The following is a 16,443-nucleotide window of genomic DNA, read 5'->3' on the forward strand; positions in this document are numbered from 1 at the left end:
GCTATCCAATATGCAAACGAAGCAAGCAGGTTGCAAGAATCAGTAAATCAACTTGACGGAAACATTCAAGAGCTAAAAAGCACCATTAATAACTGGGAAAATGAGCTAAAAACACTTAAGGCCAGGGTGAAGGTGAGCAATGCAAAAAGTAGCTTGAACAAACAAATGGCCCAGTTGGACAGTACAGGAACCGTATCTATGCTGGAGCGAATGAAAGAAAAAGTAAACCAGGAAGAGGCACTCGCTGAGGCGTATGGCGAAATAGCCAATAAGAATCAAAGCATAGACAGTGAGCTAGATAAGGCCGCGAATGTCAGTGAAGCAAATGCCGATAATGAGCTTGATAAATTAAAGAAAAATCTTGGCCTAAATGACAAAAACACCTAAAAGTGGAAAACATTATTGACATTATATTTTCGAGCGTAAATCTACCATTAAGTATTTTTACCATTATATTGATCCTCTATTGGTTATTAACCATGATTAGTGGGATTGACTTTGACTTAGATATTGATGTTGATGTTGATGTAGATGCTGGTTTGGATGCTAATACCGGTTTAGAAAGTAGCAATATTGATTTTAAAGAAGTATCGAACGCGGAATTCAACGAGAAAGATGTAGCGGGAAATAGGAGAAAACAATTAAAATGGTGGCAGGTATTTTTGATTTATTTCAATTTTGTAGGCTTACCCTTTATGTTTACTTTCACAAGTTTTGTTTTTGCTTGGTGGTTCATCACTTTGACCGTAACCACTATTACACAAAGTTATTCAAACAGTCTAGGCTTTATTTTTATGCTGGCCAGTTTTATACCAGCACTAATTTTCACGAAAGTTTTCACAGGTCCATTCAAAGGTTTTTTCAAGGGTTTTAATAAAAACGGAGATAAGGCCATAGATTTTATCGGAAGAAAAGGCACAAGTTTATCCAGTATAGAAAAGGATAAATTAGGTAATGCAGAATTCATCATTGATGGCAACCCTATGTCTGTTTACATCAAATCTTTAAATGGCGAAAAAATCAGTTTTAGAGAAATAGTTCTCATTATCAAAGAGTCAGAAGACAAAAGTTTTTATTACGCACAAGTATATAATGACTAATTAACAACTATGACAGAGATTCCATCATTATTGGCAATAGGAATAGCCTTAATCGCATTCCTCATTATAATTTTCTTTGCAATTATTGCATTGTTTTATAAAAAGGTTCGCCAAGGCGAGGCTTTAATCCGTACCGGTTTTGGCGGAATCCAAATCGCCACCGATAAGGGCATGTATGTGGTTCCTTTATTTCACAAGTTAGAAATCATGGATATTTCTGTAAAGAAAATCCAGATCGAAAGACTAGGATCGGAAGGCTTGGTATGTAAAGACAATATGCGAGCGGACATTAAAGTAGCATTTTTTGTTCGTGTCAACAACGACATAGAATTTATCAAAAGAGTAGCACAGACAATAGGTGCAGAGCGGGCTTCAAAAATCGAAACCCTTGAAGACCTGTTCGAGGCCAAATTTTCCGAAGCCTTAAAAACCGTAGGGAAAAAGTTTGATTTCATTGAACTGTATGAAGCTAGACGTGAGTTTAGGGATGAGATCGTAGATATAATAGGGACAGATCTAAATGGATATACCCTTGAAGATTGTGCCATCGATTTTTTAGAACAGACTCCGGTAAATTATTTAAGGGCTGACAATATTCTAGATGCAGAAGGAATAAAGAAAATTACTGAACTGACAGCAGAGCAAAACAAAAAAGCTAACTTCATTAAACGTGATGAGGAAAAAGTTATACGAAAGCAAGATGTGGAGGCACGAGAAGCCATCCTGGAATTAGACCGACAATTGGCAGAAAAGGAGGAATCCCAACGTAGGGAGATTGCCAACATTAAAGCCAGAGAGCAAGCCGACATCCTAAAGGTGGCCGAAGAAGAGCGGTTAAAATCCGAAACTGCTAGAATAGCCACAGAGGAAAAAGTAAAGGTGGCTGAAGAAAATATGCAACGTCAGATCATTGTTGCAGAAAAGAACAAGGAACGTACTGACGTGGTAGAAACCGAGCGAGTTGAAAAAGACAGAATGCTTGAGGCTACCGAAAGAGAACGAATAGTAACTCTTGCTCAAATTGAAAAGGAAAAAGTTGTTGAAGTTGAAAAGAAAAATATCCAAGATGTTATCCGTGACCGAGTGGCGCTTGAAAAGGGTGTGGTTCAGGAACAGGAGAACATGAAGGATATTGAGGCCTTTAAAACAGCAGATCGGGATAAAAAGTAAAAATCACAATTGCAGAAGGGGAAGCAGAGGAAGAGCTTATTAAAGTAATTAAGCAAGCGGAATCCAAAAAGGAAGCCATGAAGCAACATGCCGAGGAAATTAACATTGAGGCACAGGCGAAAAAAGAAGCAAGTGCCAAGGAGGCAGAAGGTAGAAAAATCCTGGCAGAAGCAACCGCGAAGGAAGAAGCGACCATTGGATTGTCAGAGGCCCAGGTTATGCATGCTAAAGCGGAAGCAAATGAGCGCCAAGGAATTGTAGAGGCTTTAATAATTGAGAAAAAGCCATGGCTGAGGCCAAAGGAATTGAAGCTAATGCAGAAGCAAAACGCAAAGACGGATTGGCAGAAGCAGACGTTATTAAAGAAAAAGCCCTAGCCGATGCAGCCGGAATTGAAGAGAAGGCCAACGCCATGAAGAAATTAGATGGTGTGGGCAAAGAGCACGAAGAGTTTAAGCTTAAGTTGGATAAAGAATTACAGGTTGATTTGGCGGAAATCAATATTCAAAAAGCAATTGCAGATGCGCAGGCACAAGTGATTGGAGATGCCTTAAAAACTTCCAAAATTGACATTGTAGGAGGAGAAACAATGTTTTTTGAGCAAATTATTGGTCAAATCACTAAAGCAAAAGGCTTTGATAGAATGGTAAATAACAGCACAAACATACAGGAAATTAAGCAGGCCTTACTAGGTGACGACAATGGTAATGAGGGAGAATTATTATCAAGGATAAAAGATTTTGCTGAAAGATATAATATCTCAAGTGAGGACATCAAAAACGTCACAATTGCCAATTTATTGATGACCATGCAAAATCAGGCTACAGATATAAATGAACAAAACGTGATTGGCAACCTTCTGAGTTTAGCTAAAGGCCTAGGGATTTCAGGAAATAAATTGTAAAACTTATCGCGTTCAATGTCTTTCGGAGAAAGCTTAATGAGTGCATTGAACGCATTTTTCTATTGCAAAAGTTATTCTTAATACGACACGCAAGTGTTAGCATTGAGCAGCTCATGTGTAAATTATTCACGTAAGTTACGCACACCTATATAGCACAACTCCAATGACTGAACCTAATAAAACGGAACAAAAGCAAATTTTAGATGGTGGCACATATGAAATCATTAGAAACAGGTTACAAAAACATAAACAAGGCCTTCAAAACCGGTTAAACCAACTTAATGAGGATCGTAAGGCTGTTTTTGGTGCTTTAGAAACAAAACTGATAGCTAATGATAGAATTTCCACGGAAAATAATTGTATCGCTCGTGATATCGTTTCTTTTGGGAATACTTGTGTGTTTGGCTATAATGTGCATTTTGGCTTACGTACAGATATAAAGCTTAACGATGTATTTAGCGTATACAGTTTTAGCAATAACAGGTTTGAAGCCATAGGACTAGATTTCATAGAAGACGTACAGTTTCAAGCAGATTTTGATAATCTATACAAATACTACCGAAATACCATCTTTGCAAGATTTGCCAAAATAGGCAATTTTCTATACATGATTTTTCAATTGAGTGAAAGTGTCACTGATATTAAGGCATTTAAATGGCTTATCAAAGATGGAAAACTGGTATATGTAGACAACAGAAGCGATCATGAATACAAGTTCCCTGCCCAATATGAGTTTAAATGGCTAGAAGTTACTCGTGATATACACAGGTATGGGGTGCATTCACATGTTTCAATATTGGATAAGGTATTTGTAGAGGCAATAGGAGGAGACCTTACCATAAAAATAGAGGACAATACAGAAGATGGTAAAGGGGTCTATGACGAACCTGTAGATTATCCAGATCAAACGCTAGACGATGCACAGTACAAATATGCAGATTTAGGAAATCTTATTCTTATTGATATAAAACCATTTCAAGAAGATTCCAGATTTTTTGTATACAATCACAAGGTACAGGAAGTGCAAAAAATTGACAGTTTACGAGAAGCTGCGGTACTTTTACCTGATGACCAAGGAATTATTTTTCCGACAGGTTATTATTTGCAAACCGGAGAATACCATGTTTTCGATAACAGCATCCCCAATGTAAAGTTTGTTTCGCGAATTGCTTCTCCCAATGGTGAAGATTATATGTTCGTATTCTATTCACCCTCGGAAGGTTTGTATATTCTAATGAGTTATAATGTAATCACTCAAAAGATCGTTACTCCTATTATTTGTAATGGCTACACCATTTTACAAAATGGAGAACTTAGTTACTTTAAAGGTGAGGGAGAGCAAACCAAGCATCATGTGGTACAAATATGGCAAACTCCCTATTTAAAAGGTGATTTCATCCCAAGTAAACACACTAACTCGCTGTTGTATAAAATTGGAAATAAAGACATTGTCAAAGCCATGGCTGAAAGCAATGCCTTGATCAATTTACTCAACAAAGATGATAATTATGAGGGCCTATATGAGGATGTTTCCAAGGCCGCAAAAGACATATTGGACTCGTATTATTGGATTAAGGAACCGGATACACAGGATCTTTCTGCACCTCTAAATGAAATTAGTGATGCAGCCAATGCTGCTATAGATGAATTTACAAAGGTTGTTCAATTAAAAAATCGGCTGCAAGCCAATCAATGGCTTTGCAAAAAAGCAGATGAACTTTTTGTTATAATAAAAAGCACCTCATTTAATAGTATCAATGATTTTGTATCAATGTTAACCCAGCTTCGTGGCTTAAGGGGCGAAACCATTGAATTAAACGATGTTCGCTATGTAAATACCGACTACACCAAGGAACTTGAAAATACGATTGCCGAGTATTCCGACAATATTGCTCAGCAATGTGTAGCATTTTTACTTAATGATGATGCATTGGCGCCTTATAAGTTGCAAGTTGAGGAAAAGAAAACAGCTTTGGAAAAAGTCACTAAAGTAATCGAAGCCAAGCAACTTGAGGAAGAGGTAAATCAAATTGCAAAGGATTTAGAGTTATTGATTGAGATTGTAACCAATTTAGAAATTGAAGACACATCCCAATCAACTAAAATAATCGATCATATTTCCTTGATTTTTGCCACGTTAAATCAGCTCAAAGCCGCAATAAAAAACAAACGCAAATCTTTGGGCAGCAAAGAAGCCATTGCTGATTTTTCTGCGCAAATAAAATTGGTGGACCAAAGCATTATCAACTATTTGGATATTGCCGATACCCCCGAAAAATGTGATGAATACCAAACCAAAGTCTCTATTCAACTGGAAGAACTGGAAGGTAAATTTGCAGATTATGACGCGTTTATTCCCAAAATAATTGAAAAAAGGGAGGAGGTTCATGCCGCTTTTGACAATAAAAAAACGGGCCTAATTGAGCGTCGCAATAAAAAATCAATTGCTTTAAAAACTGCAACAGCGCGCATTTTAAAAGGAGTTGCCAAAAAAGTGGAAACCTTAAAATCCACTGCAGAAATAAATGGTTATTTCGCATCCGACTTAATGATCAACAAGGTCCGTGACATCATCGATCAGCTAAACGATTTGGATGAAAGCGGGAAAGCAGAAGAAGTAGCCACTTCTTTAAAGGTTGCCAAGGAAGATGCCTTACGTAAATTAAAAGACAAGCAGGAGCTGTATGAAGATGGCGAAAACGTTATTAAACTGGGCAAGTACAAATTTGGTGTAAATAAACAGCCCCTAGATTTAACCATAGTTTTCAAAGACAATCACCTCAATTATCATCTAACAGGGACAGATTTCTATCAAAGACTGACCAACAAAGTACTGGTAAACAGCCAGAAATATTGGGATCAAGAATACCCTTCTGAAAACATCACAGTGTATAGGGGGAGTTACTTAGCATTTAAACTGTTTAAGGAAACACCCTGGGACCAATTGGGCGATGCCTCCCAAGAAGACTTGGTACAATTGGTAAAAAAGGCAAGTAGTGCCAACTACAATGAAGGGTATACAAAAGGGGTACACGATGAGGATGCGGCAAAAATATTACTAACCCTAGTTAATACGCATAAAGACTTGGGTTTACTGCGTTACTCACCTGCCATAAGGGCCCATGCACAATACAGTTGGTTTTCATTTACTGAAAAGGAACGCTGGCATTTTAATCGGATGATAAAAGCGGCTGGATCTGTTTTGGAAGTATTCCCTTACTCTAAAGAGTTTAATTACCTGATAGATGAATTGCAGCAAAAAATCCATAGGCTTATTTCTGAAACTCAGCTATTTTCAAGTGCTGAAATTAATGATATATCAAATTATTTATTTGAAGAATTACAGGGTAATGATGCCTTTGAAGTAAGTTCAGAAGCAGAGGAATTAAGGCAAGTCTTTAATAATGTCATGAAAGCTAAAAATGCTGATTTACGTTTTAAAGAAGCCATTGACAATACCAGTACATTTCATGAGAAAATAAAACTCGCAAGGCAATGGGTTGCTGCATTCATCAATCAGGAGCATCCAAAGAATGCCCGTTATATTGATGAGATCGTTTGTAATTGCTTGTTTGATCAACCCATTGCAAAAAAGAAAATGATTTCACCAAATGCTGTCATTCATAATTTAGCGGGGAACCACCCTACCATTATAGATGGAGAATTTCATTTTAATTATCATGATTTTGTGGCTACTTTAACTCATTTCACAAATGAGGAGGTACCCGCTTATCAAGCCTTTAAAAAGGCAAAAACCGATATTACCCTTCAGTTAAAAGAGCAGTTAAAATTGGAAGAGTATAAACCTCAGGTTCTGACTTCCTTTGTGCGTAACAAACTAATCGACCAGGTTTATTTGCCATTATTTGGAGAGAACCTGTCCAAACAGCTTGGTACAGTGGGGGACAATAGTCGAACAGATAGAATGGGGCTTTTGCTTTTGATATCGCCTCCTGGCTACGGTAAAACCACTTTGATGGAATACATTGCCAACCGATTGGGCTTAGTCTTTATGAAAATTAACGGGCCAGCCATAGGCCACGAAGTTACTTCCGTAGACCCTGAAGCAGCCTCAAATAGTGCAGCAAAAGAGGAGTTAAAAAAGCTGAATTTAGCCTTTGAAATGGGGAATAACGTAATGTTGTATTTAGACGATATTCAACATTGCCATCCAGAGTTTTTACAAAAATTCATATCCCTTTCTGATGGTACTAGAAAAATCGAAGGAATATATAACCGGAAACCACGCACCTATGACCTTCGAGGCAAAAAGTTCTGTGTAATAATGGCCGGAAACCCCTATACAGAGAGTGGGGCAAAATTCCAGGTTCCGGACATGCTATCCAACCGAGCCGATATTTATAACCTTGGGGACATTATAGGCGATTCAGACCATCAGTTTAACCTCAGCTTAATAGAAAATTCTTTAACGAGCAATCCTGTATTGAATCAACTGAGGAACAAATTTCTTGAAGATGTATATACCTTGTTAAATCGGGTTGAAAACGAGACACAAGACGGTGTACTTCATGGAAATCACACCAATCAAGAAATTCAGGATTACATAAGCGTAATCCAAAAGGTATTAAAAATAAGAGACACTGTACTCAAAGTAAACCAGGCTTATATAGAAAGCGCTGCTAAGGATGATGCCTACAGGACTGAACCCCCATTTAAACTACAAGGTTCTTATCGAGACATGAATAAACTGGTATCCAAAGTGGTTCCTATTATGAACAATAAGGAGTTACAAAATCTTTTGTTGTCGCATTACGAAAGTGAGGCACAAACGCTTACAAGTTCCGCCGAAGCCAACTTATTAAAATACAAAGAACTAACTGGCACAATTACACCATCAGAACAAGCTAGATGGGATGAAATAAAAAACACTTTTTTTAAAAACAACAAGTTAAGAGGCTTAGGAAATCAAGATGAAATGGCGCAGTTAGTGCTACAAATGGTCAATTTCAGTGATAACCTAGAAGGCATAAAAGAAGTGCTGGAACGCGCCATTAAGGCAAAAGGATAAATTGAAACTACTACTTTGCTGAGGCTGAAACAACCTAAAAACAACAACAAACTGTAAATTTCCGCTAAAAAGTATTTTAACTGTTTTTCTCCACCCAGTTCAAACCAATTACTCACTTTTGACAAGGCACAAGGCATGCTTGAACTCTTCAGAAATGTGCTATAAACATAGATAATTCAAAGTCGAGGCTCCCACTGAGAAACTGAATCCTGTTCAACGCCTTCCAAGGTTGAGGTAATGGAGGAATATTCAACGTCTATGGGGTTTTGGTTTTCACCCATGCTTACTATATTAAAGCCCAAACATAAAAAAAGCGGTAAATATCCCTATGGATAATTACCGCTTTTTTTGATCTATGGATCGATCGATTATGGTAATTTACTTCTCGTCAATAAACTGTTTTTGAACTTGGTCCTCTTCTTCTTTTTCTTCATGCTCCTCATTTTCTTCATCAAAGAAACGTTTCTGGAAAATAAGGATGATGCCTACACCTACAAAAATGGAAGCATCGGCTATATTGAATATTGGCCATAGGGCTGTGTAGCCTCCACCAAAGATTGGAATCCACTCCGGTACAAAGCCTTCCCAAATGTCAATGTAAAACATGTCGACTACCTGTCCATGAAACCAAGGCGTAGCCGAATCAAAAGGGGCATTTCCAAGCCACACACCATAAAACACACTGTCTATAAGATTGCCTATTGCTCCACCGAGAATCATGGCAATACATACAATGTATCCGGGATGTGCTTTTTTAGTGATGAGGGAATACAAATAATAACCTATACCAAACATGGCTACCAAGCGAAAACTGGTCAGCAAAAGTTTCCCATATTCGGAACCTAATTGCATGCCAAATGCCATTCCCGGATTGGTGGTATAATGTAACTTGAACCAATCACCAAAAACTTTGATCTGTCCCGCCGTCCCAAAATCCATTCCGTAATGGACCATCATCTTCACTGCCTGATCAATAACGATCACCAGTAAGGTGATGCCAAAATACTTCCAATATTTCATATTTATACTTTCTCTACTTTAACGGCGAGTTCAAACTCATCCATGTCCAATACGGTGGAATTATTACTTGCCCCATCTAGGGTTAACGCTAATGCTTGTGTCTCAGTTTTAATATAGTCGGAGAAATTCAACAAAGCATTGTCCACAGTTTCATTCAAAGGAGCGATCTGAATTTGGATCTTATCCTGTACTTCAAGCCCCATGTCCTTACGCAGGTTCTGGATTCTGTTGACAAAATCCCTGGCAATACCTTCTTCCTTCAACTCGGTGCTTAAAGTAACATCCAAGGCCACAGTGATGCCATTGTCCGTTGCAACGGACCAACCCGGAATATCCTGAGATTGGATCAATACTTCTTCCAATTTCAAGGTGGCAGCTTCTCCATCAATACTGATTTCCACTTGACCTTCCTTCTCAATTTGAGCGATTTCTTCTTTGCCCCATTGCTGAATGAGTTGGTTGACAGCCTTCATTTTAGGACCAAAACGCTTACCCAAAAGAGCAAAATTCGGCTTGACACTCTTTACCAAAATGTCAGAAGTATCATCTATGTATTCAATTGATTTTATATTAACCTCTGATTTAATGAGGTCCTCTACATGGGCAATCAAGGCTTTGGTTTCTTCATTCAATACCGGTATAAGCACTTTCTGAAGTGGCTGCCTCACCTTTAATCTTTCTTTTTCTTAAGGAATGTACCAAAGATGAGATGTCCTGTGCCAGCTGCATGCTGTTTTCCAAAGACAGGTTAATCAATCCTTCATCGGATGGTTTCCAATCTGTCAAATGCACAGACAACGCTTTGGTATCCAAGCTTGCAGTAAGATTCTGAAACAACCAATCTGCATAAAATGGTGCTACAGGAGACATCAAGCGGGCAATGACTTCCAAGCATTCATACAAGGTCTCATAGGCAGCCTGCTTGTCTGCATTCATGTCTCCACGCCAGAAACGTTTCCTTGCCAACCGAACATACCAATTGGACAATTGATCCACGGTAAAATTCATAATGGCCCTGGAAGCCGGCGTGATGTCATAATTTTCGTAGGCGGTCTCTGTTTCCTTGATTAGCGATTGCAGCTTGGAAAGTATCCATCGATCCAGTTCGGGCCGCTCGTTAACGGGTATTTTGTTTGATGCATCATATGCGAAGGCATCCAAATTGGCATATAAGGCAAAGAAATTGTAGGTGTTTTGAAGGGTTCCGAAAAATCTTCGTTGCACCTCCACTACGCCTTCTTTGTTAAACTTCAGGTTGTCCCAAGGGTTGGCATTGCTCAGCATGTACCAACGCAAGGCATCAGGTCCAAATTCCTTAAGTGTTTTGAATGGATCCACTGCGTTGCCCAGACGTTTGGACATCTTGTTGCCATTTTTGTCCAGCACCAAGCCATTGGCAATAACGTTTTTGAAAGCCACGCTATCAAACAACATTACGGCTAAGGTATGAAGGGTAAAAAACCATCCTCTTGTTTGGTCTACGCCTTCTGCGATAAAATCGGCAGGATAATTGGCCTTAAAGATTTCGTCATTTTCAAAAGGATAATGCCACTGGGCATAAGGCATGGCTCCGGAATCAAACCAAACATCGATCAGATCCGGCTCACGGAACATCTTATCCCCATTTTCTGCTACCAATACGATATCATCAACAAAAGGTCGGTGAAGATCCACCTCTTTGCCTTTGTATGGAGATTCTTTCATGTATCCTTTGGCTACTGATTCTTCTATGGCTGCTTCCAATTCTGCCACCGAACCGATACACCTTGTTTGGGTGCCCTCCTTATTTCTCCAGATAGGTAAAGGTGTTCCCCAAAACCTTGAGCGACTAAGGTTCCAGTCCACAAGATTCTCCAGCCAATTACCAAACCTTCCGGTTCCGGTAGATTCAGGCTTCCAATTGATGGTCTTATTAAAAGCTACCAGCTTGTCTTTATAGGCAGTAGTTTTGATAAACCAGCTTTCCAGTGGATAATACAATATAGGCATGTCCGTACGCCAGCAATGTGGGTAGCTGTGCTCGTACTTCTCTACTTTAAAGGCCTTGTTTTCATTTTTCAGAATGATGGAAATAATGACATCTGTGCTCTTGTAAGCCTTGTCACTTTCATCATCGTGACTATAATTTTTAACATAAAAGTCATCTACACCAAAGGTCTTGTGTACGGGGATTTCATGCTCTTCAATTTTGGAAAGCAAATACTCACCCACCACAGGAAGGAACTTTCCTTTTTTATCCACAATAGGTATTTCCATACCTTTTTCATCTTTCAAAAATATCCCCGGAACATTTTGCTGTGCAAGCGTTCTGAAATCATCTGCACCAAAGGCCTTGGCCAAATGAACAATTCCGGTACCATCTTCAGTGGTCACATAATCTGCCGAAATCACGGTAAATGCAGGTTCAGGAAGTGCCAATTCTTCGATAGGAAACAATTGTTCATATTTCATTCCTATCAAATCCTTCCCCTTAATTTCTCCCACAATTTGATAAGGAATAACCTTGTCTCCGGGTTGATAAGCATCCAAATCTACCTTAGCTCCTTTAGGATTAAAATAGGCCGACATCCTGGCCTTGGCCAATAGTACGGTCTGGGGTTCGTAGGTGTAAGGGTTAAATGTTTTGACCTTTACATAATCCAACTTCTCCCCGATGGCAAGGGCTGAATTGGAAGGCAGGGTCCAAGGCGTGGTAGTCCATGCCAAAATATAAAGGTCATCCTCACCTTTTACCTTAAACTGTGCAGTGATAGATGTGTCTTTTACATCTCGGTAACTTCCCGGCTGATTAAGTTCATGTGAACTTAGCCCTGTACCTGCAGCCGGTGAATAGGGCTGTATGGTATAGCCCTTGTAAATCAAGTCTTTTTCGTAAAGCTTTTTAAGCAAATGCCATAGACTTCTACATACTTCACATCAAAAGTGATGTAAGGATCATCCAGGTCTACCCAATAGCCGATTTGCTCCGTAAGGTTGTCCCATTCATGTTTGTAACGCATGACGGTTTCCCTACATTTTTGATTGTATTCTTCTACAGAGATTTTTTTCCAATATCTTCCTTGGTGATTCCCAGCTCCTTTTCTACCTGTAACTCTACAGGCAAACCGTGGGTATCCCAACCTCCCTTTCTTTTTACTTGAAATCCTTTAAGTGTTTTATAACGGCAAAAGACATCTTTAATTGCCCTTGCCATTACATGGTGAATCCCCGGGGTTCCATTGGCTGAAGGTGGACCTTCATAAAAGGTATAGGCAGGTGCTCCCTCCCTATTGCTAATGGATTTTTCAAAAACGGCATTGTTTTTCCAAAAAGCCAATACGTCCTCCCTATTTTGGGATAATCTACCTGTTTAAACTCCTGATATTTCTTCACTGTAATTAGAAAATATTATCTGTGTGTTGATGCGTCTTAATTTTTAGGACATTTGTAATCTGTCCAAAACGAAGCCGTAAAGTTAATAGAAAACAGGGGTATATGTATGGCAATTGAAGAAAATCTATGCACTTGGCCTACTGAGGCTAAGATAAACACTTATTTGGCAGTTTTAAATAGGGCCTTTGTTCAAGTTATTGCTTTTGAGCTGGGTAAATAGCCTTATTAATTATTGAATTGTGTCCTTGTTTCTTAGAGATGTTAAGCAAATTCAGAGTATGTAAAACAGACATCTATTCCTATGGCTTCGACTCCGCTCAACCGCCGATAATGGAAGAAGTGTTTGTGCCGACAGTGTCGAAAAGTATTATTCTTAAGCTATTATTTTAGAATGTTTACGAAAAAATCAACCTTTGTCCCCCATTGAAATAAAGGGGGAGTTTGGTTTTTCGGGCATTTACGCGTACGTACCTGATTTATCATTTCTATGGCCCACATAAATTCTAACCATTCAACACTAAAATACCATTTCTTGCAACTCCCTCTTAATACAGGAGTCACGGAAAATAGGGTTTTAAGCAAATTTTGGAATAGTGAATATTCTTAGATTGTTATCCCTTTTTTTCTGAAGACGTATCTATCAATTACACTATAATTAATATCGGATTTCGATTATAGCCTACCTGAAAGAAATGGAGAAGCCTGAAGGGCTGAAAATATAATAGCCACGGGTGAAGCCCGTGGTCAGGGATACCTACTCGATCTTGATTTTGGCGACATTGTTGCGCCTTTTCTGCAACAATGTCGCCAAAATCTAACCTACGAATTCGATTTATTTAGGGATTCCAGTTCTTCAACAAATCCCTTTTGATCCATCTTTGAAGGGGGCTAGGGGAATTATTTTAGTAGGCCCCTATTTTTCAGCATCTTATATTTGAGTGTTTACGAAGGAATCCCCTTAGTTCCCCTTTGAAGAAAAGGGGGAGTTTGGTTTTTTAGGACTTACGAGTTCATTCCTGATTTCCAATTTCTCTTACACAAAACTCAGGTACCGGGAATGGTGATCCCTTTTACTCGCCGGTAAAGTGAGAGGGCATGTTTGTCTGTCATTCCGGAAATAAAATCCAACAGGCCTCTCATTAGGGCATAGGCATCCCTAGATTTTTGAAGTTCCAGCTCTTCTGGAAGCAAGCGTAAAATGCTCTTATTGTGCCCTGAAAACTTTTCTTTAGAAAAATGAAAATGAAACAAGGCTTCCGAAAATGTAGCCAACAAGCCTTCCAGTACTTGGTATCCGGCAGCCTCCTTTTCCAGCACAGGCTGGGACCTATATATTTTTTTAACCGAGAGTGAAGTGATGGCCTCCAGATTTTCGGCGGAAGGGATAATTTCAGTTAGTGCTTGGTCAAACTTCCCACTTAAGATATCGACTTCTTTTTCCTCAAAAACAGCAGAGGTTTCCTGAATTAACCGGCTGATGGCCATGGCGCGCATAATGGCTAGTTTTTGTTTTGGGCTGCTGTATTTTTGAAGTTTCTCCGGATCGTATCGATCTCCTATTATCCCAGCCATTAGAGAGATCGTTTCTTCCAAAGAAACCAAGCCGAGGGTACAACCATCTTCCAGATCTATGATACTGTAGCAGATATCATCTGCAGCCTCCACCAAAAAGCCAAAGGATGCCTCATCCAGCAATTTTCCGCCAATTTGGGAATGCCCATCCCCTTTGCAAGATGCTCATAATCTGTAATGTTACTAGTATAAAACCCAAACTTCTTCTGGCTTCTTCTCTTCTCACCAGTAGCCTTGCTCCAAGCCGGTCTGGGATATTTGGTAAATGCCGCCAGCGTAGCGGGAGAGATATTCATCCCATTTCCTTTGTCCACCAACATGCGAAACCCTTGGGCATTTCCCTCAAAGTTGGTGAGATCTTCCCATTCATTTTCCGAACACTTTTGTTGCCAAAGTTTGCCGGTGGTATGAAACTTAAAGAAATCTGAAATTGCCTCCTCTCCGGCATGTCCAAAAGGCGGATTGCCAATATCATGGGCCAAAGCCGCTGTTGCCACAATCCCTCCTATGTCAAAAGGCTGCAATTTCTTCGATGCCAAGGCAGGGTACTTGTCTAACAAAAACTTTCCGGTAGACTTGCCCAATGAGCGGCCCACACTGGAAACTTCCAGACTATGGGTAAGCCTGGTGTGCACAAAATCATTTTCAGGAAGGGGAAAAACCTGGGTTTTATCCTGAAGATTTCGAAAAGGAGCGGAAAAAATTATTCGATCAAAATCCCGCTCAAATTGACTTCTCTGAAGATCCGTATCCGAAGGCTTTAACCCTTCGGGCAATAGTAGTTTTTCCCAATTCATCATAGCACTTCAAAAATACGAAGTGTAGCCTTAGGTAAAAAGAAATGGCCGGACTATTTCCAACCACCTCCCAATGCACGGTAAAGATCCACTACAGTGAGGAACATTTCAATCCTTGTATTGGTCTTGTCCAGCTCTGCCTCCAGAACTCTTGATTGAGCCGTAATCACCTCCAAATAAGTAGCATATCCACCACGGAATAATTCGTTGGCCGTAGAAACTGCATTGAGCAAGACTGCTGTTTCTTCATCTCTGAGGCTGTAAATATTTCTTAGATTTCCCACACGCTGAAGTTTACTTGACACTTCTTGGTAACCATCCAATATGCGCTTTTGATAATTGTATAAGGCAATTTTATTGGAGGCTATGGATTGATCGTAACCCGCTCTGATACGGTTTTGAGCAAATATTGGGGCTGTCAAACCACCCAATATTCCAATGGTCAAGCCACCGGGCATTTCCAACGCAGCCGGAAGACTCTCATCATTCAATCCTACATAGGGGTTAGACTTAAGGAAGGTAAAAACTCTTTTCTAGCTGCCTCTACATTAAAATTACTTGCCCTCAGCTCATGTTCCGCTTGACGGATATCAGGTCTTCGAAGCAACATGTCTGATGGCAAACCGGCTTCCATCCCATAGGGAAGTTTGATTTCCAACAATGAAGAGGCCCTTTCAATAGGTTGAGGAAACCGGCCAATTATAAAGTTAAGCCTATTTTCCGTTTCAATGATCTCCTGTTGCTTCTCATATGAAAGACTTTTTGTAGAGAGCAACTGGGCAGAAAATTGCTGCACAGCCAACTCTGTAGCCCTACCGGCCATTTTCTGAATTTTAATCAGCTCCAAGGCCATCTCTTGGTACTCAATATTTCTATTGATGGTTTCGAGCTGAATGTCTAAGCCCAACAATTGATAATAAATTCTTGAAATCTCAGCCACCATATCGGTGACCACCAGGTGTCTCCCCATACCTGTAGCTAGAAATTTTTCGTAATCTGCTTCCTTTCTATTTTTTACTTTTCCCCAAATATCAATTTCCCAAGTACTCTGAAAGCCTATGAAATTATTCTCAGTTCTGTTGACAACATTTCTGTCACCATTGATGGTGCCACTAAACAAGTTGGGGCGAATATCACCGGATCGGTAACGGACCATCCCATTTAAGGTAGGATACATTTGCCCTTTAGTAATTCTATACTGAGACCTAGCAATCTCTATTCTCTCTAAAGCTGTAAGGATATCCAAGTTATTCTCAAGCCCTGTTTCGATTAGGCTTACCAAATTTGGATCATTGAAGAACTCCTCCCAAGAAATGTCACCAATACTGGCAGAATCCTCTATATCTAAAAAGGTTTCGGGAAGTGGCTCCATTTCAGGCATCACCGGAGCCTCAATACTTTTACAGGCAAACACCGATACCATCGCTAGGATGCCTATGGAAAGACGAAGGATCAATTTATTTTTTAAAAACATGGAGT

At 39.6% G+C, this 16,443-nt stretch carries 12 protein-coding genes and 1 pseudogene; 6 read left to right on the plus strand and 7 right to left on the minus strand.

What is annotated here, in order from left to right:
* Positions 1-30: 30 nt before the first annotated feature.
* From WG932_RS19015 to WG932_RS19040, 6 genes are all read left to right on the plus strand, one after another.
* Entirely contained in the window at positions 31-387 is a 357-nt protein-coding gene (locus tag WG932_RS19015) for a PspA/IM30 family protein (protein ID WP_483085025.1), read from the plus strand.
* A 2-nt stretch (positions 388-389) separates the two neighbouring features.
* Complete coding sequence (locus WG932_RS19020) at positions 390-1,100, plus strand: hypothetical protein (protein ID WP_483085026.1); 711 nt, start codon at positions 390-392, stop codon at positions 1,098-1,100.
* Positions 1,101-1,109: 9 nt separating this feature from the next.
* Entirely contained in the window at positions 1,110-2,270 is a 1,161-nt protein-coding gene (locus tag WG932_RS19025) for a flotillin family protein (protein WP_483085027.1), read from the plus strand.
* Between the two features lie 77 nt (positions 2,271-2,347).
* Complete coding sequence (locus tag WG932_RS19030; RefSeq protein ID WP_483085028.1) at positions 2,348-2,647, plus strand: hypothetical protein; 300 nt, start codon at positions 2,348-2,350, stop codon at positions 2,645-2,647.
* Positions 2,557-3,174 carry a hypothetical protein gene (locus tag WG932_RS19035; RefSeq protein WP_483085029.1) on the plus strand — a complete coding sequence of 206 codons (618 nt, stop codon included), beginning with the start codon at positions 2,557-2,559 and terminating at the stop codon, positions 3,172-3,174. The genes WG932_RS19030 and WG932_RS19035 overlap by 91 nt, the downstream gene beginning before the upstream one ends.
* 163 nt (positions 3,175-3,337) lie before the next feature.
* The gene (locus tag WG932_RS19040) at positions 3,338-8,203 is read left to right on the plus strand and encodes a DNA repair ATPase (RefSeq protein WP_483085030.1); all 4,866 of its coding nucleotides are present in this window, start codon (positions 3,338-3,340) and stop codon (positions 8,201-8,203) included.
* A 378-nt stretch (positions 8,204-8,581) separates the two neighbouring features.
* Here WG932_RS19040 and WG932_RS19045 read toward each other — a convergent pair whose 3' ends face one another.
* From WG932_RS19045 to WG932_RS19075, 7 genes and pseudogenes are all read right to left on the minus strand, one after another.
* Positions 8,582-9,223 carry a lipoprotein signal peptidase gene (locus tag WG932_RS19045; protein WP_483085031.1) on the minus strand — a complete coding sequence of 214 codons (642 nt, stop codon included), beginning with the start codon at positions 9,221-9,223 and terminating at the stop codon, positions 8,582-8,584.
* A gap of 2 nt (positions 9,224-9,225) precedes the next feature.
* Positions 9,226-9,891 (minus strand): DUF5915 domain-containing protein, encoded by a 666-nt coding sequence (locus WG932_RS19050; RefSeq protein WP_483085032.1) that lies wholly within the window; start codon positions 9,889-9,891, stop codon positions 9,226-9,228.
* Positions 9,848-12,539 (minus strand): annotated as a pseudogene (ileS, locus tag WG932_RS19055) (isoleucine--tRNA ligase). Before ileS ends, WG932_RS19050 begins: the two are co-directional and overlap by 44 nt.
* A gap of 1,100 nt (positions 12,540-13,639) precedes the next feature.
* On the minus strand, positions 13,640-14,290 hold the full coding sequence (locus tag WG932_RS19060; protein WP_483085033.1) for a hypothetical protein: 651 nt from the start codon (positions 14,288-14,290) through the stop codon (positions 13,640-13,642).
* Positions 14,224-14,967 (minus strand): dGTP triphosphohydrolase, encoded by a 744-nt coding sequence (gene dgt, locus WG932_RS19065; protein ID WP_483085034.1) that lies wholly within the window; start codon positions 14,965-14,967, stop codon positions 14,224-14,226. Before dgt ends, WG932_RS19060 begins: the two co-directional genes overlap by 67 nt.
* A 50-nt stretch (positions 14,968-15,017) precedes the next feature.
* Positions 15,018-15,455: a TolC family protein gene (locus tag WG932_RS19070; protein ID WP_483085035.1), complete on the minus strand. Its 438-nt coding sequence runs from the start codon at positions 15,453-15,455 to the stop codon at positions 15,018-15,020.
* A 2-nt stretch (positions 15,456-15,457) separates the two neighbouring features.
* Positions 15,458-16,438: a TolC family protein gene (locus tag WG932_RS19075; protein ID WP_483085036.1), complete on the minus strand. Its 981-nt coding sequence runs from the start codon at positions 16,436-16,438 to the stop codon at positions 15,458-15,460.
* Positions 16,439-16,443: the final 5 nt, after the last annotated feature.

This window comes from Cyclobacterium sp. SOCE241 (assembly GCF_056867545.1).